Here is a 23,205-nt window from a genome sequence, read left to right on the forward strand (position 1 = left end):
AACAGATGCAGTGCCTGACACACCGCATTCGCGAGCAAGCCCGCTCCCACATTTGGACAGTGTTGCGTTCAGTTAGAAGGTGTAGTCCGCCGTCACGAAGAACGAGCGCGGCTCGCCCAGGATCCATTGCTGGCCGTCGTTGTATTGGCTGACGGCGTAAGTGCGGTCGAACAGGTTATTCAATTGCAGGCCCAATGTCGTGTTGCGCATGGCTTTCCATGAAACGCTGGCGTCGACCACGGTGTAGCTCGGCACTTCGCTGGTGTTGGCGGTGTTGGCGAAACGCGAGTCTACATAACGCACGCCCGCACCGGCACGCACGTCGTCAGTGATGGCCTTGCTCAGCCACAGGTTGGCGGTGCGACGCGGCACGTCGGTGGGGCGGTTACCGTCGCGGGACACGGACTGGCCGTTGACCACTTCGGAGAAGTCGTCGTACTGCGCCCGCACGATCGCAGCGTTGGCTTGCAGTTGCCAGGCATCGGGCAGTTGCAGGTCGAGGCTGGCTTCCAGGCCGTTGGAGGATTGCTGGCCGACTTGTTCCTTGAGGGTGGTGCCTGGAACGCTCACCAACAGTTTCTTTTTGACGATGTGGTAGGCCGCCAGGGTCCATTCACCACGGGAATCCCAGAACGCCTGCTTGAGGCCGATCTCGGTTTGCTTGGCGGTGGACAGGCCGAACTGCTGCTGGCTCGGGCTCAGGGTGATCAGGCTGCCAACGCCGTCAGTGCTGGTGGCGTATTGGCCGTAGACCGAGGTGTCCGGGGTGATCGCGTAGACCAGGCCGGCTTTCCAGTTGTTGCCGGTAAAGGTTTTGTTGGAGTCGCTGCCATCCACCAGGGAGTCACTGTCGATGTGCAGGTAATCGCGGCGCACGCCGGTGATCAGCGACAGTTTATCGGTCAGTTGCAGGCGGTTTTCGGCGAACGCGGCCAGCTGTTTGGTGGTGCTGACGGACTGCGGGACGAAGGGGCTGGCGCTTTCAAACGGCTGCGGTACCGGGTGGTTGATGTCCACCGGTTGGCCGGCGTTCGTCAGGTCATCGAACGGCGAGTTGCTGGCCAGGCGAAAGCGAATGCGGTTGTACTCCACCCCCGTCACCGTCTGGCTGTCGAGGCCGAACAGCGTGTGCTTGAAAGTGAAGGTCTGGCGGTCGCCCACCTGTTCCTGGTTGTGCTTGATGCCCAGGTAGCTCTGGCGCACCAGGCCGCCGTCGACGTAGTTGTAGCTCTCGGCGTTCTGCCAGCGCCGCTGGTTTTTCAGGTAGGACAGTTCGTTGGTGGCGGTGACGTTGTCGTTGATCTGCCACTCGCTGGTCAGGCGCGTCCACTGGTCGTTGTAGTGCTGGATATCGTTGCTGACGTTGTAGTTCTTGTCCCGCAGGCCCTTGTGCAACTGGCCGTTGATCAGCGGTGTGCCGTAGTCGTTTTGCGGGGTCTGGTCGCCGTAGTCGGTGGCCAGGGTGAAGCTCAGGTTGTCCGCCGCCTGCCAGCGCAGGGCGCCGCTGACGAAGTCACTGCCGGACTCGCCGCGGTCGATGAAACCGTTGCTGCGCAGGCGGTTGATGTTCAGGCGGTAGCTCAGGGTGTCGGTCAGCGAGCCGCCGCTGTCGAGGGCTTGCTGCTGGCGGTCATAGGAGCCGTAGCCCAGGCGGATATGGTTTTCGATCTCGCCTTCGAAGGGTTTCTTCGCGATGGTGTTGATCACCGCGCCGGTGGCGCCCTGGCCGTACATCACCGAGGCCGGGCCGCGCAGTACGTCCACCCGCTCAACGGACCAGGTGTCCACCGGGAAGGTGGAAGTGCCCGCGCCATCGAACATGCGCGCGCCGTCGTACAACTGCAGCACCGAGCTCTGGCCGGTGAACCCGCGTGCCGACAACGAGGTACCACCGTCGCCCGGCGTGCCGGTGCGGCTGATGCCGGTGGCCCGGGAAATCGCGTCCTGCACCGTGGCATCGCCCCGGGCGCGAATCTGCTTGCCGGTCTGGCTTTCAACGCTGCCCGGGGTTTGCAGGGCCGTGAGGTTCAGGCGTGAACCTGCGGTGGTCGGGGTTTGCAGGTCGACGCGCTCGTCGTCGACGGCGGGGGCTGAGACGGCACTGGCGGGAAGCGTCAGGGCCTGGGCAGTGTTTTGCAGGGCGAGCAGGCACAGGCCGGACGCAAGGTACTTGTTCATCGGACGATAAATCGCTTCTTCGAGACGGTACTCGCCGCAGGGCGCGGCGAGTGGGAGAACACATTAAGTGTTACAACATAACACTTTGTGCTGCGTGGGCGAAAGCCCGCGTAAGACTACATAACGCCTCTAGGTAGGGCATCTCGTCTGTTTCACGCTGAACCTGAAGCAGATTCACGTTGGCCAAACCACCGTGAAAGCACCAGGCGATCCAGTGCCCAGACCACGATCAGCGAGGCGCCCACCAGCGGAAAGACAATCGCCAGCCCGAGCATGATCGCCATCGCGGTTTTCCATTTCGGCAGGTCATGGCGCAACGGTGGAACCCCCAGGCTGCCCTGCGGCCGACGCTTCCACCAGATCACCACACCGCTGACGGCGCTGAGCAGGATCATCAGGCAAATCAGCAGCACGATGATCTGATTGACCACGCCAAACATCTTGCCTTCGTGCAGCATCACGCCCGATTCGGTAACCCGCGCCACGCTGTTGTAGTGCTCCCAGCGCACATCGGCCAGGACCTTGCCGGTGTATTGGTCCACATGCAGGGTGGCGTCATTGCGCGGGTCGTTGGCGAACACCGCGAGGGTGAACACGCCTTCGGCAGTGGTGGGGAAGGTGATGCTGTAGCCGGGCTCGACCTTGCGTGAGTTGGCGAGGTCGACCACCTGTTGCAGGCGGATACTCGGGGCTGCCGGGCCCTGGCTCATGCCGGCGTGCTTCATGTGCTCGGCATGCTCGCCAGACATCGGCATCGGCGTGTTTTCCATGGCCCACGGCACGGTCTGTTGGCTCGCGGTGTTGAGGCTGCGGGCCTGCTGGTCGGACTGCGGCACGTTGTTCCACATGGCCGACGGGAATTTATTCCACAGCTCGGCGTATTGCTTGCCCCAGAAGCCGGTCCAGGTCATGCCGCTGAGGAGCATCACCAGCAGGAACGCCGCGCCCCAGAAACCGGCGACCGCGTGCAGATCGCGCCAGAACAAGCGACCGCGACTGCCCAGCCGCGGCCACAGAATGCCCGCCGCCGACTTGCCTCGCGGCCACCACAGATACACGCCCGAAATCACCAGCATCACGCCCCAGCCGGCGGCCAGTTCCACCAGGCGATCACCGACGGTGCCGATCATCAACTCGCCATGCAGCGCGCGGGCGATGGCTTGCAGGTTGTACTTGGCGTCCTGTTCGCCGAGCACGGTGCCGCGATACGGGTCGACGAATACAGTCACTTCGCGCCCGTCGTTGTGCATCACGAATTGCGCGCTGCTGGTGGCGTCGGCAGGTGGCAGGTACTTGCTGATCTTGCCTTGTGGATAGGCAGCCTGGGCACGTTGCAGTTGCTCGTCGGCACTCAGCGCGTGTTCGGCGCTTTGCACGGTCAGCAGGTTGCCGTACATCAGCGGGTCGAGTTGGGGTTTGAACAGGTAGATGATGCCGGTCAGGGCCAGCAGCACCATGAACGGCGCGACAAACAGCCCGGCGTAGAAATGCCAGCGCCAGGCCAGGTTGTAGAAGGAAATCTTCGGTGGGTTCATCAGGGTGCTCCGCAAAGGCTTGGATTTTTTGTGTTATCGAGGACGCCATCGCGGGCAAGCCCGCTCCCACAGGGGAATGCATTGCAACTGTGGGAGCTGGCTTGCCTGCGATGCGCTTAGAAGCTCATGTCCACCTTGGTCCAGAGCGTGCGCCCCGGTTCCTTGATGGCTTGCGGGTCATTGGCCGGGTAGCCGAACCCGGCGTTGCCGGCCAGGTTCAGGTGCTCGGCGTACGCCTTGCCGAACAGGTTGTCGACGCCGGTGCTGACCTTGAAATTCTTGTTGATGCGATACGCCGCGTTCAGCGAAAACACGCCAAACCCCGAGCTTTTGTCGAAGTCCTTGCCCACCACGTTGCCCTTGTTCTGGTCGATGCGGTTTTGCGCCGCGACCACCCGCCACAAGGCGCCGGCGCTCCAGTCGTCCTGGCTGTAGGTGAGCCCGAAGCGCGCATCCAACGGTGGGATCTGCGGCAGCGGTTTGCCGTCGCTGGTGTTCTTGCCCCAGGCGTAGGCGAAGGTGGCATCGGCCTTCCAGTTGGCGGTCAGCTTGTAGGCTGCGCCCAATTCACCGCCCATGATTCGCGCGTCCACATTGCGCGCCTGGGAGGTGGTGCCCATCATTCCCGGCTGGTAGTCGAACAGGATGAAATCACGCACCTGGCCGACGTAGCCCGAGGCCCAGGCATCGAGATCGGCGGATTTGTATTGCAGGCCGAAATCCAGCTGGGTGGTTTTTTCAGGCTTCACACCGTCGAAGGCATTCACGGAACCGACCGACCCGGTGTCGGGAGAAAACAGCTCCCAGTAATCAGGGAAACGCTCCGAATGCCCAAGCCCTGCGTACAGGGTGGCAGGGCTGTCCGCCAGATCGTGCTCGTAGCGCACAAAGCCCGACGGCAGCGTATCGGCGCGGGTTTTACCGGCGGTGGGGTTGGGGCTGCTCATCATCCCGGAGCTGATGGTTTGCCGGAAATCCTTGGCCGAGGCGCGGTCGACGCGGGCGCCGGTGATCAGCCGGTCGCGGTCGGCGGCGTACCAGGTCAGTTCGCCGAACACCCCGTAGTTGTGGAAGTTGGCGTCCTTGCTGCGGGGCAGGTCCTTGTAGGTGTCGACGCCCATGGCGCTGCGTTCGCGGTGTTCGTTGGTTTGTGCATCAATGCCGCTGATCAACTGCACATCGGCCCAGCGCCAGGTGGCCTTGATACGGGCGCCGAGGGTGCGGCGGTCGACGTTGGCCGCCATGGGCCCGGCCATCATCCCGGTGCCCGACGGGACGCGCAGGGTGTAGTTGTCCATCACGTGGTCGGCGTAGTTGTAGTAGACCTGCGCTTCGACCTTATCCAGCACCTCGCCGATGTTCGATTTCTCGAAGCGCAATCCGAGGCTCTCGCGCAAAAACTGCGAACCGTCCATGCCACGCCCGGCGTAGCGGGCTTCGCCATCGCCACGGCCGGCGGTGAGTTCCAGCAGGGTGTCGGCGTCCGGGGTCCAGCCCACGGCCACGTCGCCGTTCCACTTGTCGTAGCGCGAGGCGACGGTGTCGTTGTTGCCGTCCTTGTAGTCATCGGCGTGGGCCTGGTTGCCGATCACCCGCACATAACCCAGCGGCCCGCCGGCTGCTGCGTCGACGACTTTGTCGAAACGCCCGTTGGAGCCCGCCAGGATGCTGGCGTTGACCCGCGTGCCCAGCTCGCCGAATTGCTCGGGCTCGCGCTCGAACAGGACCGTGCCGGCTGAAGCGCCCGGGCCCCAGAGCACGGTTTGCGGGCCTTTGATCACGGTGAGCTTGTCGTAGGTTTCCGGTGAGATATAGGAGGTGGGCGCATCCATCCGGCCGGGGCAGGCGCCGAGCATCATGCTGCCGTTGGTGAGGATGTTCAGGCGTGAGCCGAACATGCCCCGCAGCACCGGGTCGCCGTTGGTGCCGCCGTTGCGCACCAGGGCGAAGCCGGGGATGGTCTTGAGGTAGTCGCCGCCATCGCTGGCGGGCACCGGTTGGCGCGGGTCTTTCGGGTTGGTGACGACGGTCAGTGGTGAGCTGGGGGCAATGGCGGTGATCACCGTCGGGCTCAGTTCGTTCTGGTCGACAGGCTCGTCGGCGTGGACCTGAGGAACCAGCAGCGCGCCACACAGAACGGCGAAAACGGGAGTACATCCCAAACGGGTGTCAGCAGAAAACCTGGACATGAAAAATTCCATCATTCATTCGTAAACAACACGGCCAGCAGCCTGCGGCTGTCTGTCTAAAGTCGGCCGGGGTGAAGTAACGGTGTGAAGTGCTTACGCGATGATGGGCGGGGCGCGGCTGCGGGCGCCGGGGAACACGGTTTGCCGGGCATGGCCCAGGCGTGGGGCGGGGGTCAGGGCGTTGGCGGGCGGCGGGCTGCCGAGGGTGACAAACGACACGCTGCCAGGCAGCGCCGGGCAACTGAAGAGCAGGCTGCAATAGCCGCACTTTTCCCAGAGCACGTGGTGTTCGTCGGGTGCTTTGTGGTGATCGGTCGCAGGCTTGGCGGCGCCATGGCAGCTCGGCGCGTCCATGGACATTTCCATCGACATGCCGGCGTGATGATCCATCGGCATCGCTTGGGAAATCAGCGGACCGATAAAGATCATCAGCATGGCGAACAGGCTGATCCAGCTGCCGCGCATAAGGCCTACAGGCTTACGGCGGTGCGGGGACAACCTGGCGCGTGGGGCGCCCATCGAGGTTTATCTATTGGGCGTGCATGTGTTCGTGGCCGGCCATGGGCGGCTGCTTCTGCACTGACACTTCCACCTTCACTGGCCCGGCCTTTTCAAAGTTCAGGGTCAGCGGGAAATGCTGGCCGTCGCGCAAAACGCTGCGGTCCTTCAGGTCCAGCAGCATCACGTGGTAGGCCATGGGCGCGAACGTCAGGTCACCTTTGGCCGGCACCGCGACGCTGGTCACCTGCTGCATCTTCATCAGATCGCCCTGCATCACATGCTCATGCAGTTCGGCCTTGGCGGCCACGGGCGTGTCGACGCTGAGCAAGCGATCCGCATGCTCGCCCTGGTTATGAATCACGAAATACGCCGCGACGGTCGGCGCATTGGGCGGCAGTTCCTGGGACCAGGGTTCGCTGACCTCCAGTTCGCCGACCTTGAAGTCTTCGGCATTGGCGGCAGCACACACCGGCAGCAACAACGCAGCCAGAAGCAGGGAAGATTTGAGCATGGCAGTTCTCCAGAACGGTTCTAAACGCAGTTCACTTGCGAAGAAATCAGACCGTTGGAGAGGCGCGGGGGTTGAGGCTCGGCCATTGCTGGCGCGGGGTGGGGGATTGCAATGACGGCGGCGGCAGGTCTTGCACCGCGTCGAATCGAGCAAAGAACAGGCTGGGTGTGTGCCCAGGCAGCGCGACCAGAGGTGCCGAGCCGGAGCAGCACCAGCAATGCTGCATGGTGGAGTGATCGTCCTGCTGCGGCGCCGGTATCTCCAGCTTGCCCAGGGCAATGGCTGTCAGTTTCGTGCCGTTGGAGGAGCAGAAACTGCCCCACAGCAATTGCTTGACCGGGTCATCCGCCTGCTGCATCGCACTCGCCAGCGGCATGGCAAAGGCGTTGAACAGCACTGCAAGGCAGGCGATCCAGGCAATTGCAAAGCGTTGACGGGCCATGGCGGACAATCCGTAGGGTTAAGCGATCAGGTGGGTATTTAGCCTGATCGGGGAGGATAAGTAAAAAGGGGCGGTGTGGTTTGGTGTCGCAGTGCTATCAACCAGCTGTGGCGTGCAGCTTCAGGCCGAGCGCTTTCATGACCTTCATGATAGTCGCGAACTCGGGATTGCCAGTGCTGGAGAGGGCTTTATATAAACTTTCGCGTCCGAGGCCTGCGTCGCGGGCTACTTGAGTCATGCCTTGGGCGCGGGCGATGTTGTTGAGGGCTGAACGAATAAGCAGTCCGTCACCGGCATCCTCCTCGAAGCACGCTTCAAGATACTCGGCCATATCTTCAGGAGTCTTGAGGTGTTCCGCTATGTCGAAGTCTGTAAATTCAGTCATGGCTTACTCCTTTTTTTCAAAGTCTGCTGCAATTTGCTTAGCGCGCTGGATATCGCGTTTCTGCGTTGATTTATCGCCGCCTATCAACAACAGGTAAACCACCTCCTCTCTACGAGTGAAATAAACCCGGTATCCAGGACCGTAGTGGATGCGCATTTCCGAAACGCCATTTCCTACTGTCTCACAGTCTCCGAAGTTGCCTGATTGTGCGTTATTCAACCTTGCCAGTACGCGTGCACGGGCCGGTTTATTGTTTAACGAATCAAGCCACTCCAGGAAATGCTTGGATTTCTTGAAGTGAATCATCTTGGATCGTATTCCTTGGGATACAGAATGACAAGTCACGATGCTCCGCAAAAGCAGTGCATCCCCATCGCAGACTCTGGTGCAAAACTGCGGGAGGGGAGCTTAGGGCGAGGGCTTTTGGCTGAACCAGCCGGCTGGTTCGGAGGGGGGTGTAAGGCGAATCAGTTTTTAAAGCGAGGTTGTCAAAAGGATGTCGATGATTGAGGCGCTTTCCTATGAGGTCATTGCACCTTGCGATACAGGCGACTCGGTCTTCCTGCTGGAACGAGGTGATGCTATCGCAGGCAAGCCAGCTCCCACAGTTTGGATTGTGTTCGATTCGAATGTGGAGGCCCTCCACAGAAATTTCCGACAGTGATTGGCGGTTGTCTCTAGGAAACTCAATCTCTAGTCTCCGAACACCACTGCAAACTCAGTGGTCGGGCGTCGCGGCCCGGATTTCTTCAGACGCAAAAGCGTCATCGTGTCCTTTCAGTTGGCGCTTTTTTATCGTCTACTGTGCGGCGCTATGGTGGCTGTGCGCGGGATACCTTCGGGTATGCCGGTGTTCTGGAGAGCCGGTCCGCGAACCCGCGTTCAGCTACCACCCCCATCGCATCGCGGCGATCAGTGGTAGCTCCTTTGTACTTCTCCGGAGCTTCACAATGATTAAACCTACCCCCAATCCCCCTTTTCGGCTGTTCACCGTAGCCGACGGAATCAGCACCGAAGACCTGTTGGTCAACCTCATTGAAACACTCGCCTCGGCCAATGCGCTGAGTTGCGACTTGGCGTTTAGCCTGGAAGGATCGAAGCGAGAGGAGTTGTTGGGCGTCGCTCAGTTGATCGAGCTGGCGGAGTTACTGGCTGATCGGGTGCACGATGCAGCCGGACAGACGGCTGCCGCGAGGAGCTAACAGCGCGACGCAGGTTAGTGTGGGAGCTGGCTTGCCTGCGATAGCATCGCCGCGGTGTATCTGAATGACCGTGTCGTTTGCATCGCAGGCAAGCCAGCTCCCACCTTTGTTTCGTGTTGCGTCATACAGACTGGAATGCTTCCAGTACCGAGTTGACTGTCGTGAATGCCCTATCCACCTGCGCCAACACCGGCCGCCTCAACACCAACACCGGCACCCCCCGCTCCCGCGCCACTTCCAGCTTCGGCTCGGTAGCCGTGCTGCCGCTGTTCTTGCTGATCAGCACATCAATCTGCCGCCGCTCAAACAATGCCCGCTCATCCTCGATCAAAAACGGCCCACGGGCGCCAATCACTTCGCAGCGCTCATTGCCGGGGTACACATCCAGTGCGCGCAGTGTCCAGAACTGCTCGGCGGGGATTTCGTCGAGGTGTTGCAACGGTTCCCGGCCCAGCGTGAACAGTGGTCGCTTGAAGGGTTTCAGGGCTTCAATCAACTCCGCCCAGTCACTGACTTCGCGCCAGTCATCACCGGCCTGTGGCTGCCACGCCGGGCGGCGCAGGGCCCAGCAGGGAATGTTGCATAAACCTGCGGCACGGGCGGCGTTGGCGCTGATCTGTGCGGCATACGGATGGGTCGCGTCCAGCACCAGCTCGATACCTTCATCGCGAATGAACTGCGCCAAACCTTCCGCGCCGCCATAGCCACCGACGCGCACCTGGCACGTAAGGTCGGTGGGAACGCGGCCAACACCCGCCAGGCTGTAGATATGCTCGGGCCCCAGTGTGCGGGCGATGGCCAGGGCTTCCGTCACGCCGCCCAACAGCAGGATGCGTTTCATAGCGGCTTGATCACTTCCAGCAGGGTGATCGGCAGCGCCTGGCGCCAGGTATCAAAGTCCCCCAGTGGCTGGGCCTGGGCCACATGAATGCGGGTCAGCTCGCCGCCGTGTTGTTCGCGCCAGGCCATCAGGGTCATTTCACTTTGCAGGGTCACGGCGTTGGCCACCAGCCGGCCGCCCGGACGCAGGTGTTGCCAGCAAGTGTCGAGCACGCCGTCGCGGGTGACGCCGCCGCCGATGAAGATGGCGTCGGGCGCTTCCAGCCCGTTCAGGGCGTGGGGCGCGGTGCCGCGAATCAACTGCAGGCCTGGGACGCCGAGTGCATCACGGTTATGTTCGATCAACAGTTGCCGGCCTTTATCGGCTTCGATCGCCAGCGCTCGGCAGCTGGGGTGGGCGCGCATCCATTCGATCCCGATGGAGCCGCTGCCCGCGCCCACGTCCCACAGCAGTTCACCGGGCATCGGCGCGAGGCGGGCGAGGGTCATGGCGCGCACGTCGCGCTTGGTCAGTTGGCCGTCGTGCCTGAAGGCCGAGTCCGGCAGCCCTGCCAGGCGTGACAGGCGCGCTGTGTTGGCGTCGGCCACGCAGTCGATGGCCAGCAGATTCAACGCGGCAATCGGTTCGCCAGGCCAATCCCGGGCGATGCCGTCGATGCGGCGCTCATCCGGCCCGCCGAGGTGTTCAAACACACTCAGGCGACTTGCGCCAAACCCGCGCTCGGCCAATTGTGTGGCAATCGCCGCCGGGCTCTGGCCGTCATTGCTCAGCACCAGCAAACGCACGCCGCTGGCCAGATGCGCATTCAGCGCCGCCATCGGCCGGGCAACCACCGACAGCGTCACTACCTCTTGCAACGGCCAGCCCAGACGCGCCGCCGCCAGGGACACGGAAGAGGGCGCCGGCAGAATCAGCAGCTCATCCGCCGGCACCTGCCGCGCCAGGCTCGCACCCACGCCATAGAACATCGGGTCGCCGCTGGCCAGCACGCACACCGCTTCACCACGCCTGGCCAGCACCGGCTCCAGGGAAAACGGGCTGGGCCACACCTGGCGTTCGCCACGGATGCACACCGGCAACAAGTCCAGCTGGCGTTGCCCGCCAATAATGCGCGAGGCGCGCAACAGGGCGTGCCGGGCGTTTCTGCCCAGGCCCTTGAAGCCGTCTTCACCGATGCCTACTACCGTCAGCCAGGGCGACATATGAATTCCTTGAACGACATCCGACGGGCAGGCTTTTCATGCCGCCGGACAAAGCAGGCATAATACCGCGCCTTTACCCGTGAACCGGTAGCCCCGTGAAACCAATACCACCGTCCAATACCTTGCGCCCCTCGGCCTGTCCGGGGTTGCTGCGTATTGTCCAGGCGTTGGATGGCGGGATTTGCCGGATCAAACTAGCGGGCGGTTCGATCCGCGCCGAGCAGGCGTTTGCCGTGGCCGACGCCGCCCAGGCCCATGCCGGCGGGGTGATCGAGGCGACCAACCGCGCCAACCTGCAGATTCGCGGGATCGGCGCCGAACAGGATGCATTGATCGCCGCCTTGCTGGCCGCCGACCTGGGCCCCAAGCGTGCCGCCGGTGATGATGTGCGCAACCTGATGCTCAGCCCCAGTGCCGGCATTGACCGCGAGATGCTGTTCGATACCCGACCGTTGGCCGACCAGATCCTCACCACCCTGGAAACCCACCCGCGTTTCCATGAGCTGTCGGCCAAGTTCGCCGTGCAACTGGACGGCGGTGAAGCCCTGGCGATGCTTGAGCATCATCACGACCTGTGGCTGTCAGCCTTCGATGCCAATGGCAACACGCTGTTGGCATTCGGCCTGGCAGGCTGCCCGGCGCGGGATGCGCCCTTGGCGGCGGTACCTTTGGCGCAAGGGCATGCACTGGTGGTGGCGGTGCTGGAGCGGTTCCTTGAACTGGCCCGGCCTGATCAAACCCGCATGCGCCACCTGCTGGCTGAAACCGCTGTGGATAACTTTTTGCGGCAGCTGAATATGCCATTGCAGCCGGTTGATGGCTTTTCCAGGCACTCCAACCCCGCGCCGCTGCACCTGGGAAGTTATCCACAGCGCCAAAAAAACCAGGTCTACGTCGCCGCCGTCGCACCCTTGGGCCGCCTGGATTCGGCGATGCTCAGGGGCGCTGCGCAACTGGCCGTCGACCATGGCGACGCCACCTTGCGTGTCACGCCATGGCAAGGCCTGCTGCTGCCCAATATCCAGGATGCGGCGGCTGTCACCGAACGCCTCGAACAGCTTGGCTTTTTGTGTTCGGTGGACCAACCCCTCGCACGGATGATCGCCTGCACCGGCGCCGGCGGTTGCGCCAAAGGCCTGTCCGACACCAAGGCCGACGCCGTGCAACTGGCTGCGCTTGCGCCCGGCCACAGCGTGCACCTGTCCGGCTGCCCGCGTTCCTGCGCGGCCGCACACACCGCGCCGGTCACCCTGCTGGCGGTAAGCCCCGGCCACTACGACCTCTATTTTCGCGACGCAGGCCTGCCCGGTTTCGGCCGCCTGCACGCGCGCACTCTTTCTATTGAAGCGGCGGGCGCCTTGTTGCGCGCTCACCCACGGAGCAACACCGATGATTGATTACATCCGCGACGGTCAGGAGATCTATCGCAACTCCTTCGCGATCATTCGCGCAGAAGCCCGGCTTGATCGCATCCCTGCCGACCTGGAAAAACTCGCGGTGCGGGTGATTCATGCCTGCGGCATGGTCGACGCCATCGACGGCCTGCAATTTTCCGAAGATGCCGGCAAGGCCGGGCGCGAAGCCCTGGCCGCTGGCGCGCCGATCCTGTGTGATGCGCGGATGGTCTCCGAAGGCGTGACCCGTACGCGCCTGCCGGCCAACAATCAGGTGATCTGCACCCTGCGCGACGACAGCGTGCCGGCGTTGGCCCGCGAGCTGGGCAACACCCGTTCCGCCGCCGCCCTGGAGCTGTGGCGCCCGCACCTGGAAGGCAGTGTGGTGGTGATCGGCAATGCGCCGACAGCGCTGTTTTACCTGCTGGAAATGCTCGACGCCGGCGCGCCAAAACCTGCACTGATCCTCGGGTTCCCGGTGGGCTTTGTCGGCGCCGCCGAATCCAAGGCGATGCTGGCGGCAGACAGCCGCGGCGTACCGTTCGTGATCATGCAGGGCCGCCTCGGCGGCAGTGCGATGGCCGCCGCCGCGGTCAACGCCTTGGCCACGGAGGTCGAATGATGCCGGCACGCGGACGTTTGATTGGCCTGGGCGTAGGCCCCGGCGATCCGGAACTGATTACCCTCAAAGCCCTGCGCCTGCTGCGCGAATCGCCGGTGGTGGCGTACTTCGTGGCCAAGGGCAAGAAGGGCAACGCCTTCGGCATCATCGAAGACCATTTGGTGCCGCAGCAAACCCTGATGCCGCTAGTGTACCCGGTGACCACTGAAGTGTTGCCGGCGCCGCTGTCCTACGAGCAAGTGATCAGCGATTTCTACGACGCCGCCAGTGTCGACGTTGCGGCACACCTGGACGCGGGGCGCGATGTGGCGGTGATCTGTGAAGGCGACCCGTTCTTCTACGGCTCCTACATGTATTTGCACGACCGCCTGGCCGAGCGCTACGAAGCCCAGGTGATCCCGGGTGTGTGCTCGATGCTCGGTGGCGCCTCTGTACTGGGCGCACCGTTGGTGTACCGCAACCAGAGCCTGTCGGTGCTTTCCGGCGTGCTGCCCCATGACGAACTCAAGCGTCGCCTGGCGGATGCCGACGCGGCGGTGATCATGAAGCTGGGACGCAACTTCACCAAGGTGCGTCAGGTACTGGAAGAATTGGGATTGGCGAGCCGGGCGTTGTACGTCGAGCGCGCGACCATGGCCAATCAGAAAATCGTCGCTCTGGATCAGGTCGATCCGACGTCCTCGCCGTATTTCTCGTTGATCATCGTTCCCGGTGAAAGGTGGCAAGGCTGATGACGGCTCCCGCGATTGTCATCCTGGGGCAGGGCAGCCTCGCCACGGCCCGCGCTATCCAGCAGGTGTATCCCGACGCACTGATCCACGGCCTGGCCGGGCGGGTCGAGGGCGCAGATCAGGCCTATAACGAATTCGGCGCCACAGTGCGCCAGTTGTATCAACAGGGCACGCCGATCATCGCCCTGTGTGCCGCCGGGATTGTGATCCGCACCCTGGCGCCGCTGTTGCTGGAGAAGGGCATCGAGCCTGCTGTGCTGGCCGTCGCCGAAGACGGCAGCGCGGTGGTGCCGTTGCTCGGTGGCCTCGGTGGCGTGAACGTGATGGCGCGGGAAATCGCCGCGGCCCTGGACGTTGCCGCCGCGATCACCACCAGTGGCGAGCTGCGTTTTGGTACCTGCCTGCTTAACCCGCCCCATGGTTATCAGCTGGGGGATCTGGAACTGGGCAAACGCTTTGTCTCGGATTTGCTGGCTGGCGAATCAGTACGCATCGAAGGCGCGGCGCCGTGGCTGGATCAGGCCAATTTGCCCCAGGATCAACAGGCGCGCCTGGCGATTCACGTCGGCAGTGCCGAGCGCACACCTGCGGCCAATGAGTTGCTGATTTATCCGAAGACGGTGTTGGTTACCTGCCAGCCGGGGCCGCAACTGGCCGGGCGAATTCGTGCGGCGTTGCAGGGTGCCGGGCTCGCCGTGCAGTCCCTGGCTTGCCTGCTGGCGGCTGAAACGGAGATGGCCGATTCGTCATTGCACGAAGCGGCGTTGGAGCTGGGCGTGCCATTGCGCTTCGCCGATCTGGCGCCTCAGGCGGACATCGCGATCACGGTGGCCGAGGCTCCTCTGGACCTGTCCCTGATCGGTCGTCCCCGTGGCCGCCTCGCGGTGATCGGTCTGGGCCCCGGCGCTGCCGAACTGATGGTACCGGCAGTAAAAGCCGAGCTGGCCCGCTGCACTGACGTGCTGGGTTACGAAACCTATGTGCGCATGGCCGGGCCGTTCCGCGCGGACCAGATCCAGCATTGCACCGACAATCGCGAAGAGATGCAGCGCGCGCGTCATGCCTTTGAGCTGGCGGCGCAGGGGCGTTCGGTGGTGGTGGTGTCTTCGGGTGACCCCGGTGTATTTGCCATGGCCGCCGCGGTGATCGAAGCCTTGCACGAGTCCAGCGACCCGGCCTGGCATCAGGTCGACCTGGAGATTTTGCCGGGCGTGTCGGCATCCCTCGCCACGGCGGCCCAGGCAGGTGCCCCGCTGGGGCATGACTTCTGTGTGATGTCACTGTCGGACAACCTCAAACCCTGGTCGATCATCGAGAAGCGCCTGGACCTGGCGTCCCAGGCCGACCTGGCGCTGGCGTTCTATAACCCGATTTCCCGTGCGCGGCCCTGGCAGTTGGGACGCGCCCTGGAAATCGTCGCGCAGCACCGCACGCCTGAAACACCGGTGGTCTTGGGCCGTGACATCGGTCGCCCGGGCCAGACCCTGCGAGTCACCACCCTGGGGCAACTGACGCCGGAGCAGGTGGACATGCGCACCATGGTGCTGATCGGTTCGTCCACCACCTGCGTCTTTGCGCGGGCAGGTGGTGGCGAGTGGGTCTACACGCCACGTTGGTACGGCGAGAAACCCGCCTCCTGAAAACAACGGCGGCCCCGCCATGGGGCCGCCTTGAAACGTCAGTCATTGATGCCGGAAAGGTCTGCTTGCCGAGGTTTTTTTGCATCGGCTCAAGTCATACCTTTCTCTACGGCTTGAAGAAAAGCACGGCGCTTTTGTGTGCCGCCGCCTCATCCCCAGCGTTTACTCAGCTGCGCCGCCTGCAGTGATTTTTCCTGCGGGTCGCGGCGCGTCCCGTGGTCAATTTCCAGCAGCTCAAAATCCCCGGCAAGTCGACTAGTGTTGGCGTTGAGCCCCATGTTGGGGGTTATGGAGAAATGGCTATGGAGCGAAACAACAAACGGATCAACAGCGCAAAAAGGAGGAAGCTGATTGCCGCTTACCGGCTTCCGGGCGCGCCCGGCCTGGCGTCGGGGTTGAGCGCGCCGGTGAAGCCCGAGGCGGATGATGAGCTGGACGCGGCGGTGGTGAACAACAGCGTCATGTCGTTTGTGCAAGGCATGACCAGCCTCAACAAGGAGTACACCCGCAAAAGCTATTTGCTGGCGAGCAGCTACGTCAGCGATGTGCTGCGGGTCGCCCGGGGCACAGAGGCCTGGTACAACGAATTCATCAAGGTCATGAGCAGCCTCGGGTGGATGCCGGTCAGGAGCAGTTTCGAGCGGGTGTACACCTCTCGCAAGGGGCTGTCGGTGCAGTTGGCGGCGCTGAACCTGATGGCGGCCACCGTGGCCTCGACGTTTCTGTCGGGGCCGCTGATCAGTGTATTGCCCAAACGGGTGGCGGAGGCGGTTGAAGCCTTGAAGCAGCTCCCGGCTTCATTTGAGTTATTCAAGCGAAATACCACCACGCGTGACGGTGGCGATTTCGGCTTGGCGTCCTGCTCGGAAATCGCCGGGGAAGTTTCGATGGTGCTGGTGACGTACAGCTCCCACGGCGTCAGCAAGCAACTGGGCATACCGTTTCTGGAGTGGGACAGTGCATCCGTCGAGGCCTTCAGTGGCCGCACGTGCCTGGTGCTGAACAGCTCGGTGGTCAACGAAGACACGATTCAACTGCTGCGGGACAGCGCAGGGGACAAGGTCCGCCTGGCTATCGCCAACTACAGGATTTGATCTACGGCACCAGGTAACCGCGTACACCGGTGAAGATGATTTGCGCGGCCAGGGCGCACACGAACAGCCCCATCAACCGGCTGACAATCTGCAAGCCCTGGTCGCCGAGGATGCGTTCGATACGGTTGGACAGGTACAGCACCACGCCCACCGTCAGGCTGGCCAGGGCGATACTGAGAATCGCGGTGATCTTGTCGTCCCAGTGCGGCTGGCTGACGCCCATCACCAGCAGCGCACCGATGGTGCCGGGGCCGACGGTCAGGGGAATGGTCAGCGGCACGATGGTCACGTCCTGCTGCACGTTGTCGGTCTGCACCGCCGACTTGCCCTGGGCCATGCCCAGGGCCGAGATGAACAGCACACTGCCGGCGCCGATGCGGAAGGCGTCGACGGTGATGCCGAACACACTGAAAATCACCCGGCCGAACAGGTAGAGCAACACGCTCGATACCAGGGTGGCGAGGGCCACTTTCCAGGCCAGGCGCCGCCGCTCCTTGCTGGAGTACCCGCGAGTCAGGCTGATAAAGCAGGAGAGCACGAAGAAGGGGCTGTAGAGCACCAGCATCTTCAGGTAAACGCTGAATAGCACGTGGAGCATGGTGGGAGCTCGCAGCGAAGGAGGGCGAGCGGGAGTTTATCAGGCCTGTGGCTGAGCGCTATCTGTGAAGCGACAACAATCCAATGTGGGAGCGGGCTTGCTCGCGAAAGCGGTGTGTCAGCCAATACATGTTTGACTGACACACCGCTTTCGCGAGCAAGTCGAATCGTCGCACCGCCGCTCCCACATTTTGATCTGCGTCATGCATGGGTCAGGTGGGAGCGTGCTCAGGGCGCTGTTGGCGCTGTGCCACCCAGTACTCCACCAGCTCGCGCAATTGCGACAACTCCACCGGCTTGGCCATGTGCCCGTCCATCCCGGCCTGGCGTGCACGCTCTTTATGTTCCGAAAGAATGTGCGCGGTGAGTGCCACGATTGGCGTACGAATCCGCTGGTTGCTGACCTCCCACGCGCGCAGTTGCTGGGTCGCGGAGAAGCCGTCGAGGATCGGCATTTCACAGTCCATCAACACCAGGTCGTAGCGCTGGGCCTTCATTGCCTGCAGGGCTTCTTCGCCGTTGCTGGCGGTGTCGGGCTGCAGGTTGAGCTTGCCGAGCATGCCGCGAATCACCTTGGTGGAGATGCTGTTGTCTTCCGCCACCAGGATCCGGAAATCACTCGGCACGGTCACCGGGGCCGGCGCGCTGATCGCCGGCTGGCGTGGTTGCACGGAGCCCTTGCTGCGCTGGGTCAACTCATCGGCAAGGGTGGTCTTGAGGGTATAGCCGGCCACGGGTTTGGCGAGGATGCGCTTGATCCCGCAGTTGCGCGCGATGATCTTGCTCGGCGCATTGCTGATGCCGGTGAGCATGATCAGCAGGATGTCGTGGTTCAGGCTCGGGTCTTCCTTGATCTTCGCCGCCAGTTGCATGCCGGTCATGCCGGGCATGTTCTGGTCCAGCAGCACCACGTCGAAATAGTCCCGCAGGTGCGCCTTGGTGCGCAGCAGCGCCAGGGCTTCCTTGCCCGAAGGCACGGCGCTCACGTTCAGGCCCCAGGCCGTGCATTGCTGCACCAGCACTTTGCGGCAGGTGTCGTTGTCGTCCACCACCAGCACGCGCGCGCCCTTGAGCGGGCCGTCGAGGTCGGAGGTCGGGTGCTCCAGGCGTTCCGGGTCCAGCGGCAAGGTCAGCCACAGGGTGCTGCCTTGCTGGCTGCCACTCTTGATGCCGAATTCGCCGTTCATCAACAGGATCAGCTGGCGGGCAATGACCAGGCCCAGATGGCCGCTCAGGCGGGTGGCAGAGAGGAAGTTCTTGCTGTGCAACTCGCTGTGCAGCAGGGCGTCGCGCTCGGCGGGTTCCATCGGCAGGCCGCTGTCTTGCACGGCAATGCGCAGGCGCGGTTTGCTGCTGCGCTCGTCCAGTGCGACGACGATCAGTACTTCGCCTTCATCGGTTTTTTGCAGGGCATTTTCCAGCAGGCTCAACAGTGCCTGGCGCAGCCGCGTCGGGTCGCCGCTGATCACCCGGGGTACCTGGGGCTGGATAAAGCTGATCAGCTCGACGTTCTGCTGCTCGGCCTTGGCGCGGAAAATACTCAGGCAGTCTTCGATCAGCGCGTTGAGGTCGAACTGCACATCGTCCAATTCGATCTGCCCGGATTCCAGCTTGGAGATGTCGAGAATCTCGTTGATCAGGGTGAGCAGTTCGTTGCCGGCGCTGTGGATGGTTTGCACGTAGTCGCGTTGCTTGACTGAAAGCGGGGTGCCCAGCAGCAGTTCGGTCATGCCCAGCACGCCGTTCATGGGCGTGCGAATTTCGTGGCTGATCTTCGCCAGGAATTCGGCCTTGGCGGCGATTTCGGCGTTGCTGGCCGCCAGGTCGCGGCTGAGGCTGAAGTTGTCTTCGGTGATGGCGCGCTGGCGTTCGCCCAGGGCCAGGCTCATCAACAGGCCACTGAGGCAGATAAAGCCGAGCAGGGTGATGATCAAGCCTTGTGGCGGCACCAGCGTCAGGCCCAGCAAGGCCGGGAGAATAATCAGCGTGCCGATGTTGAAGATCACCATCGCCAGCATGAACAGGCGCGCCGGGCGGTAGCCCTTTTGCCAGTGATAGGCCGAGACGAACAACATGCTCAGGCCGGCCAGCGCCACCAGGGCGTAGGTGATGATGTTCAGGGGCAAGGTGTTGACGAACAGCAGCAACAGGCCGGTCAGGACGATCAGCAGGATATCGGCCATCAACAGCTTGTTCAGCGGATGCGGGCCCAGTGGCGCAAAGAAGCGGTAGGCAAACATCAGCCCGCACGGCGCGGTCAGCAGCAGGGCGAGGTAGGCACCGGGGGTTTGTACCGCGTGCCAGTTCGGCAACCACGGGCCCAGCACGTTGAGCAGCAGCGCAAGGCTCAGCAGCAACAGCAATTCGCAGGCGGCGAGCCACAGGCTGCTGCGGGAGCGATGGTAGGCGTAGCGGGTGAGGTTGTGCAGGATCAGCATCACCAGGCAACCGAACAGCAGCCCGTAGATCAGCGTCTGGTTCTGGTTGGCCGCAGCCAGCACGGCCGGCTCAAGGGTGATGTAGGGGCGCAGCTCGTGTTCCGAGACCATGCGCAGGTACACGTCCAGCGGCTTCTGGCTTTGCGGCATCGGCAGCATGAAGTCGCTGCTGGGCAGCGGGCGCTCGGCCTGGGGCTGGCGGGTGCCGGTAGCTTCCTGCTCCACCAGGGTGTCGCCGTCGAGTACATACAGGTTCAGGTGTGACAGGTCAGGGGCGAATACCCGCAGCACTTGCTCGTGTTTGCCGGGTTGCAGCCTGAAGCGTACCCACAACGCACCGTCCGGTTGCGCGGCGGTAATCCGGTCCAGTTCGATGGGGCTGAATTGATTGATGTAGCGGGGCGAGCGGATGTCGCTCAGTTGCAGATCGGCCTGTTCATCAAGCAATACTGCCCAGCCACTGCCTTGTGCGGCGGCCTGGGCCGGGAGCAAGCAGAGCAAGGTCAGCAGACTGACAGTGAAACCTATGGCGATCCTGAGCCAGCGCACGGCGAAATCCCTTCGTAGGTTGATGCATGGGTATAACTATGCGCGGGGCCACAAGCGTAGGGCAAGGGCCAGAGGCCCCTGCCTAACCGAACGGATAGCTGTTTACTGACTTTCGCCACGCTCACGGGCAATGGCGCGGTAGCCAATGTCGGTGCGGTAGAAGCAGCCTTTCCAGTCGATCTTCGCCGCCAGCTTGTAAGCCTGTTGCTGGGCGGCATCTACGCTGCTGCCCATAGCGGTTGCGCACAGTACGCGACCACCGGCGGTGACGACCTTGCCATCCTTGAGCGCGGTGCCCGCGTGGAACACCTTGCCTTCCAGCGTAGCAGCCGCGTCCAGACCTTCAATCACATCGCCCTTGGCGTAGTCGGCCGGGTAGCCGCCGGCGGCCAGCACGATGCCGACGCTCGGGCGCGGGTCCCACTGGGCTTCGACCTTGTCCAGGGCCTGGGCCAGCGCAGCTTCAACCAACAGCACCAGGCTCGATTGCAGGCGCAGCATCACCGGTTGGGTTTCCGGGTCGCCGAAGCGGCAGTTGAACTCGATGACTTTCGGATTGCCGGCCTTGTCGATCATCAAGCCGGCGTACAGGAAACCGGTGTACACATTGCCTTCGTCGGCCATGCCGCGCACGGTTGGCCAGATGACCAGGTCCATCACGCGCTTGTGCACTTCGGCGGTGACCACTGGCGCCGGGGAGTAGGCGCCCATGCCGCCGGTGTTCGGGCCGCTGTCGCCGTCACCCACACGTTTGTGGTCCTGGCTGGTGGCCATCGGCAGTACGTTCTTGCCGTCGACCATCACGATGAAGCTGGCTTCTTCGCCGTCGAGGAACTCTTCGATCACCACGCGCGAACCGGCTTCACCGAAAGCATTGCCGGCGAGCATGTCGCGCACGGCGTCTTCGGCTTCAGCCAGGGTCATTGCGACGATCACGCCTTTACCGGCGGCCAGGCCGTCGGCCTTGATCACGATCGGTGCACCGACTTCACGCAGGTAGGCCAGGGCCGGCTCGATCTCGGTGAAGTTCTGGTAGTCGGCGGTCGGGATCTTGTGGCGAGCCAGGAAATCCTTGGTGAAGGCTTTCGAGCCTTCCAGCTGGGCAGCGCCGGCGGTTGGGCCGAAGCAGTCCAGGCCGCGGCTGCGGAACAGGTCCACAACGCCAGCTACCAAGGGCACTTCCGGGCCGACGATGGTCAGGGAAACGTTTTTCTCGGCAAAGTCCGCCAGTTGCTCAAGGGCCAACACGTCGATGGCGACGTTTTCACACTTGGCTTCAATGGCGGTACCGGCGTTGCCGGGGGCGACGAACACTTTCTGGACACGTGGGTCCTGGGCAACTTTCCAGGCCAGGGCGTGTTCACGGCCACCGCTGCCAATGATCAAAACATTCATTTCAAAAACCTCGGATGACGCTGAATTCTGACCGTTCCCACGCTCTGCGTGGGAATGCCTCTTGTGACGCTCTGCGTCACGCTTTGGGACGCGGAGCGTCCCGGGCTGCATTCCCACGCAGAGCGTGGGAACGAGCAATCAGTGACGGAAGTGGCGCATGCCGGTGAAGACCATGGCAATGCCGGCTTCATCAGCCGCTGCAATCACTTCTGCGTCACGCATCGAGCCGCCCGGTTGGATCACGGCGGTAACACCGGCTTTCGCGGCGTTGTCCAGGCCATCACGGAACGGGAAGAATGCGTCGGACGCCATCACCGAACCCTGCACCTGCAAGCCGGCATGTTCTGCCTTGATCGCAGCGATGCGTGCCGAATTCACGCGGCTCATCTGGCCGGCGCCGACACCGATGGTCTGGCGGTTCTTGGCGTAGACGATGGCGTTGGATTTAACGTACTTGGCGACTTTCCAGGCGAAGATCAGGTCGTTGATTTCCTGTTCGGTCGGGGCGCGCTTGGTCACCACTTTCAGATCGGCGCTGCCGATCATGCCGATGTCGCGGCTCTGTACCAGCAAGCCGCCGTTGACGCGCTTGTAGTCCCAGGCAGCGGCACGCTCGGCCGACCACTCGCCGCACGCCAGCAGGCGCACATTGGCCTTGGCGGCAACGATGGCGCGGGCCTCTTCACTGACGGATGGCGCGATGATCACTTCAACGAACTGACGCTCGACGATCGCCTTGGCGGTCTCGGCGTCCAGCTCACGGTTGAAGGCGATGATGCCGCCGAAGGCCGACTCGGTGTCGGTGGCGTAGGCCAGTTCGTACGCCTGGCGGATACCGCCTTCAGCGTCCGGGCTCACGGCCACGCCGCACGGGTTGGCGTGCTTGACGATCACGCAGGCTGGCTTGACGAAGCTCTTCACACATTCCAGCGCGGCGTCGGTGTCGGCCACGTTGTTGTACGACAGCTCTTTGCCTTGCAGTTGGGTCGCGGTGGCGATGCCGACTTCAGCAGGCTTGGCCTCAACGTAGAACGCCGCGCTCTGGTGCGGGTTCTCGCCGTAGCGCATTTCCTGGGCCTTGATGAACTGGCTGTTGAAGGTGCGCGGGAACTGGCTGCGACCTTCTGTGCTGAGGGTTTCAGCGGCCTGGTTCACGGTGCCCATGTAGTTGGCGATCATGCCGTCGTAGGCAGCGGTGTGTTCGAAGGCCTTGAGCATCAGGTCGAAGCGCTGGGCGTAGGTCAGGCCGCCGGCTTTCAGGCTTTCCAGTACGTTGGCGTAGTCGCTGGCGTTCACCACGATGGCCACGTCCTTGTGGTTCTTGGCTGCCGAGCGAACCATGGTCGGGCCGCCGATATCGATGTTTTCGATGGCGGTCGGCAGGTCGCAGCCTGGCTTGTTGATGGTGGCTTCGAACGGGTACAGGTTAACGGCCACCAGGTCGATCGGCTTGATGCCGTGCTCGCTCATGATGGCGTCGTCGATACCGCGACGACCGAGGATCCCGCCGTGGATTTTCGGGTGCAGGGTCTTGACCCGACCGTCCATCATTTCTGCGAAACCGGTGTAGTCCGCCACTTCCACTGCGGCCACGCCGTTGTCCTGCAGCAGTTTGAAGGTCCCGCCGGTGGAGAGAATCTCCACGCCCAGGGCTTCCAGCTCCCGGGCAAATTCGAGGATCCCGGTCTTGTCGGAGACACTGATCAAGGCACGGCGGATCGGCAGGCGGGTAGTCTGGTCGGTCATTTCAATTTCCATC

The 23,205-nt window shown here is 62.9% G+C and carries 20 protein-coding genes; 6 read left to right on the plus strand and 14 right to left on the minus strand.

Features of this window, described 5'->3' with window-relative positions; genetic code table 11:
- Positions 1-72: 72 nt before the first annotated feature.
- The 8 genes from HX811_RS23835 to HX811_RS23870 all read right to left on the minus strand — a co-directional run bounded on the left by HX811_RS23835 (position 73) and on the right by HX811_RS23870 (position 8,047).
- Positions 73-2,178, minus strand: a complete 2,106-nt coding sequence (locus tag HX811_RS23835) for a TonB-dependent siderophore receptor (RefSeq protein WP_177047624.1) — start codon at positions 2,176-2,178, stop codon at positions 73-75.
- 152 nt (positions 2,179-2,330) lie between these two features.
- Positions 2,331-3,713 (minus strand): PepSY domain-containing protein, encoded by a 1,383-nt coding sequence (locus tag HX811_RS23840; protein WP_177047625.1) that lies wholly within the window; start codon positions 3,711-3,713, stop codon positions 2,331-2,333.
- Between the two features lie 116 nt (positions 3,714-3,829).
- Complete coding sequence (locus HX811_RS23845) at positions 3,830-5,902, minus strand: TonB-dependent copper receptor (RefSeq protein ID WP_177047627.1); 2,073 nt, start codon at positions 5,900-5,902, stop codon at positions 3,830-3,832.
- 93 nt (positions 5,903-5,995) lie between these two features.
- Positions 5,996-6,367: a DUF2946 domain-containing protein gene (locus HX811_RS23850; RefSeq protein WP_003217356.1), complete on the minus strand. Its 372-nt coding sequence runs from the start codon at positions 6,365-6,367 to the stop codon at positions 5,996-5,998.
- A 64-nt stretch (positions 6,368-6,431) separates the two neighbouring features.
- Complete coding sequence (locus HX811_RS23855; RefSeq protein WP_177047629.1) at positions 6,432-6,914, minus strand: copper chaperone PCu(A)C; 483 nt, start codon at positions 6,912-6,914, stop codon at positions 6,432-6,434.
- Positions 6,915-6,960: 46 nt separating this feature from the next.
- Complete coding sequence (locus HX811_RS23860; protein ID WP_177020780.1) at positions 6,961-7,356, minus strand: DUF2946 domain-containing protein; 396 nt, start codon at positions 7,354-7,356, stop codon at positions 6,961-6,963.
- Between the two features lie 97 nt (positions 7,357-7,453).
- Positions 7,454-7,741 carry an addiction module antidote protein gene (locus HX811_RS23865; protein WP_008439033.1) on the minus strand — a complete coding sequence of 96 codons (288 nt, stop codon included), beginning with the start codon at positions 7,739-7,741 and terminating at the stop codon, positions 7,454-7,456.
- Between the two features lie 3 nt (positions 7,742-7,744).
- Positions 7,745-8,047, minus strand: a complete 303-nt coding sequence (locus HX811_RS23870) for a type II toxin-antitoxin system RelE/ParE family toxin (protein WP_008439032.1) — start codon at positions 8,045-8,047, stop codon at positions 7,745-7,747.
- Positions 8,048-8,691: 644 nt separating this feature from the next.
- Here HX811_RS23870 and HX811_RS23880 point away from each other — a divergent pair.
- On the plus strand, positions 8,692-8,943 hold the full coding sequence (locus HX811_RS23880) for a DUF6124 family protein (protein WP_087693137.1): 252 nt from the start codon (positions 8,692-8,694) through the stop codon (positions 8,941-8,943).
- Between the two features lie 121 nt (positions 8,944-9,064).
- Here HX811_RS23880 and HX811_RS23885 read toward each other — a convergent pair whose 3' ends face one another.
- The gene (locus HX811_RS23885; protein WP_177047631.1) at positions 9,065-9,784 is read right to left on the minus strand and encodes a cobalt-precorrin-6A reductase; all 720 of its coding nucleotides are present in this window, start codon (positions 9,782-9,784) and stop codon (positions 9,065-9,067) included.
- Complete coding sequence (gene cbiE, locus HX811_RS23890; RefSeq protein WP_177047633.1) at positions 9,781-10,986, minus strand: precorrin-6y C5,15-methyltransferase (decarboxylating) subunit CbiE; 1,206 nt, start codon at positions 10,984-10,986, stop codon at positions 9,781-9,783. Before cbiE ends, HX811_RS23885 begins: the two co-directional genes overlap by 4 nt.
- Positions 10,987-11,081: 95 nt before the next feature.
- On the opposite strand from cbiE, the gene cobG reads away from it, so the two are divergent.
- From cobG to HX811_RS23915, 5 genes are all read left to right on the plus strand, one after another.
- Positions 11,082-12,383: a precorrin-3B synthase gene (gene cobG, locus HX811_RS23895; RefSeq protein ID WP_023659365.1), complete on the plus strand. Its 1,302-nt coding sequence runs from the start codon at positions 11,082-11,084 to the stop codon at positions 12,381-12,383.
- Positions 12,376-13,002, plus strand: coding sequence for a precorrin-8X methylmutase (locus HX811_RS23900; protein ID WP_177047635.1), 627 nt, complete (start codon positions 12,376-12,378; stop codon positions 13,000-13,002). Before cobG ends, HX811_RS23900 begins: the two co-directional genes overlap by 8 nt.
- The gene (locus HX811_RS23905) at positions 13,002-13,733 is read left to right on the plus strand and encodes a precorrin-2 C(20)-methyltransferase (RefSeq protein WP_102606178.1); all 732 of its coding nucleotides are present in this window, start codon (positions 13,002-13,004) and stop codon (positions 13,731-13,733) included. Before HX811_RS23900 ends, HX811_RS23905 begins: the two co-directional genes overlap by 1 nt.
- Positions 13,733-15,373, plus strand: coding sequence for a precorrin-3B C(17)-methyltransferase (gene cobJ, locus HX811_RS23910; RefSeq protein ID WP_177047637.1), 1,641 nt, complete (start codon positions 13,733-13,735; stop codon positions 15,371-15,373). Before HX811_RS23905 ends, cobJ begins: the two co-directional genes overlap by 1 nt.
- A 302-nt stretch (positions 15,374-15,675) precedes the next feature.
- Complete coding sequence (locus HX811_RS23915; protein ID WP_102606174.1) at positions 15,676-16,467, plus strand: hypothetical protein; 792 nt, start codon at positions 15,676-15,678, stop codon at positions 16,465-16,467.
- Between the two features lies 1 nt (position 16,468).
- On the opposite strand, the gene HX811_RS23920 is transcribed toward HX811_RS23915, so the two are convergent.
- From HX811_RS23920 to purH, 4 genes are all read right to left on the minus strand, one after another.
- Complete coding sequence (locus HX811_RS23920; RefSeq protein ID WP_003217330.1) at positions 16,469-17,065, minus strand: MarC family protein; 597 nt, start codon at positions 17,063-17,065, stop codon at positions 16,469-16,471.
- A 211-nt stretch (positions 17,066-17,276) separates the two neighbouring features.
- Positions 17,277-20,051, minus strand: a complete 2,775-nt coding sequence (locus HX811_RS23925) for a hybrid sensor histidine kinase/response regulator (protein ID WP_003217328.1) — start codon at positions 20,049-20,051, stop codon at positions 17,277-17,279.
- A gap of 102 nt (positions 20,052-20,153) precedes the next feature.
- Positions 20,154-21,446: a phosphoribosylamine--glycine ligase gene (purD, locus tag HX811_RS23930; RefSeq protein WP_003217326.1), complete on the minus strand. Its 1,293-nt coding sequence runs from the start codon at positions 21,444-21,446 to the stop codon at positions 20,154-20,156.
- A gap of 138 nt (positions 21,447-21,584) precedes the next feature.
- A complete protein-coding gene (purH, locus tag HX811_RS23935) occupies positions 21,585-23,192 on the minus strand; it encodes a bifunctional phosphoribosylaminoimidazolecarboxamide formyltransferase/IMP cyclohydrolase (protein WP_003217323.1) in 1,608 nt (535 codons plus the stop codon).
- Positions 23,193-23,205: the final 13 nt, after the last annotated feature.

This window comes from Pseudomonas sp. F8002, from assembly GCF_013385495.1.
Classification (GTDB): domain Bacteria; phylum Pseudomonadota; class Gammaproteobacteria; order Pseudomonadales; family Pseudomonadaceae; genus Aquipseudomonas.

Coding starts and splice junctions, on each gene's coding strand:
- HX811_RS23835 (WP_177047624.1), bottom strand. CDS start 2,178: ATGAACAAGTACCTTGCGTCCGGCCTGTGCCTGCTCGCCCTGCAAAAC.
- HX811_RS23840 (WP_177047625.1), bottom strand. CDS start 3,713: ATGAACCCACCGAAGATTTCCTTCTACAACCTGGCCTGGCGCTGGCAT.
- HX811_RS23845 (WP_177047627.1), bottom strand. CDS start 5,902: ATGTCCAGGTTTTCTGCTGACACCCGTTTGGGATGTACTCCCGTTTTC.
- HX811_RS23850 (WP_003217356.1), bottom strand. CDS start 6,367: ATGCGCGGCAGCTGGATCAGCCTGTTCGCCATGCTGATGATCTTTATC.
- HX811_RS23855 (WP_177047629.1), bottom strand. CDS start 6,914: ATGCTCAAATCTTCCCTGCTTCTGGCTGCGTTGTTGCTGCCGGTGTGT.
- HX811_RS23860 (WP_177020780.1), bottom strand. CDS start 7,356: ATGGCCCGTCAACGCTTTGCAATTGCCTGGATCGCCTGCCTTGCAGTG.
- HX811_RS23865 (WP_008439033.1), bottom strand. CDS start 7,741: ATGACTGAATTTACAGACTTCGACATAGCGGAACACCTCAAGACTCCT.
- HX811_RS23870 (WP_008439032.1), bottom strand. CDS start 8,047: ATGATTCACTTCAAGAAATCCAAGCATTTCCTGGAGTGGCTTGATTCG.
- HX811_RS23880 (WP_087693137.1), top strand. CDS start 8,692: ATGATTAAACCTACCCCCAATCCCCCTTTTCGGCTGTTCACCGTAGCC.
- HX811_RS23885 (WP_177047631.1), bottom strand. CDS start 9,784: ATGAAACGCATCCTGCTGTTGGGCGGCGTGACGGAAGCCCTGGCCATC.
- cbiE (WP_177047633.1), bottom strand. CDS start 10,986: ATGTCGCCCTGGCTGACGGTAGTAGGCATCGGTGAAGACGGCTTCAAG.
- HX811_RS23900 (WP_177047635.1), top strand. CDS start 12,376: ATGATTGATTACATCCGCGACGGTCAGGAGATCTATCGCAACTCCTTC.
- HX811_RS23905 (WP_102606178.1), top strand. CDS start 13,002: ATGCCGGCACGCGGACGTTTGATTGGCCTGGGCGTAGGCCCCGGCGAT.
- cobJ (WP_177047637.1), top strand. CDS start 13,733: ATGACGGCTCCCGCGATTGTCATCCTGGGGCAGGGCAGCCTCGCCACG.
- HX811_RS23915 (WP_102606174.1), top strand. CDS start 15,676: ATGGAGCGAAACAACAAACGGATCAACAGCGCAAAAAGGAGGAAGCTG.
- HX811_RS23920 (WP_003217330.1), bottom strand. CDS start 17,065: ATGCTCCACGTGCTATTCAGCGTTTACCTGAAGATGCTGGTGCTCTAC.
- purD (WP_003217326.1), bottom strand. CDS start 21,446: ATGAATGTTTTGATCATTGGCAGCGGTGGCCGTGAACACGCCCTGGCC.
- purH (WP_003217323.1), bottom strand. CDS start 23,192: ATGACCGACCAGACTACCCGCCTGCCGATCCGCCGTGCCTTGATCAGT.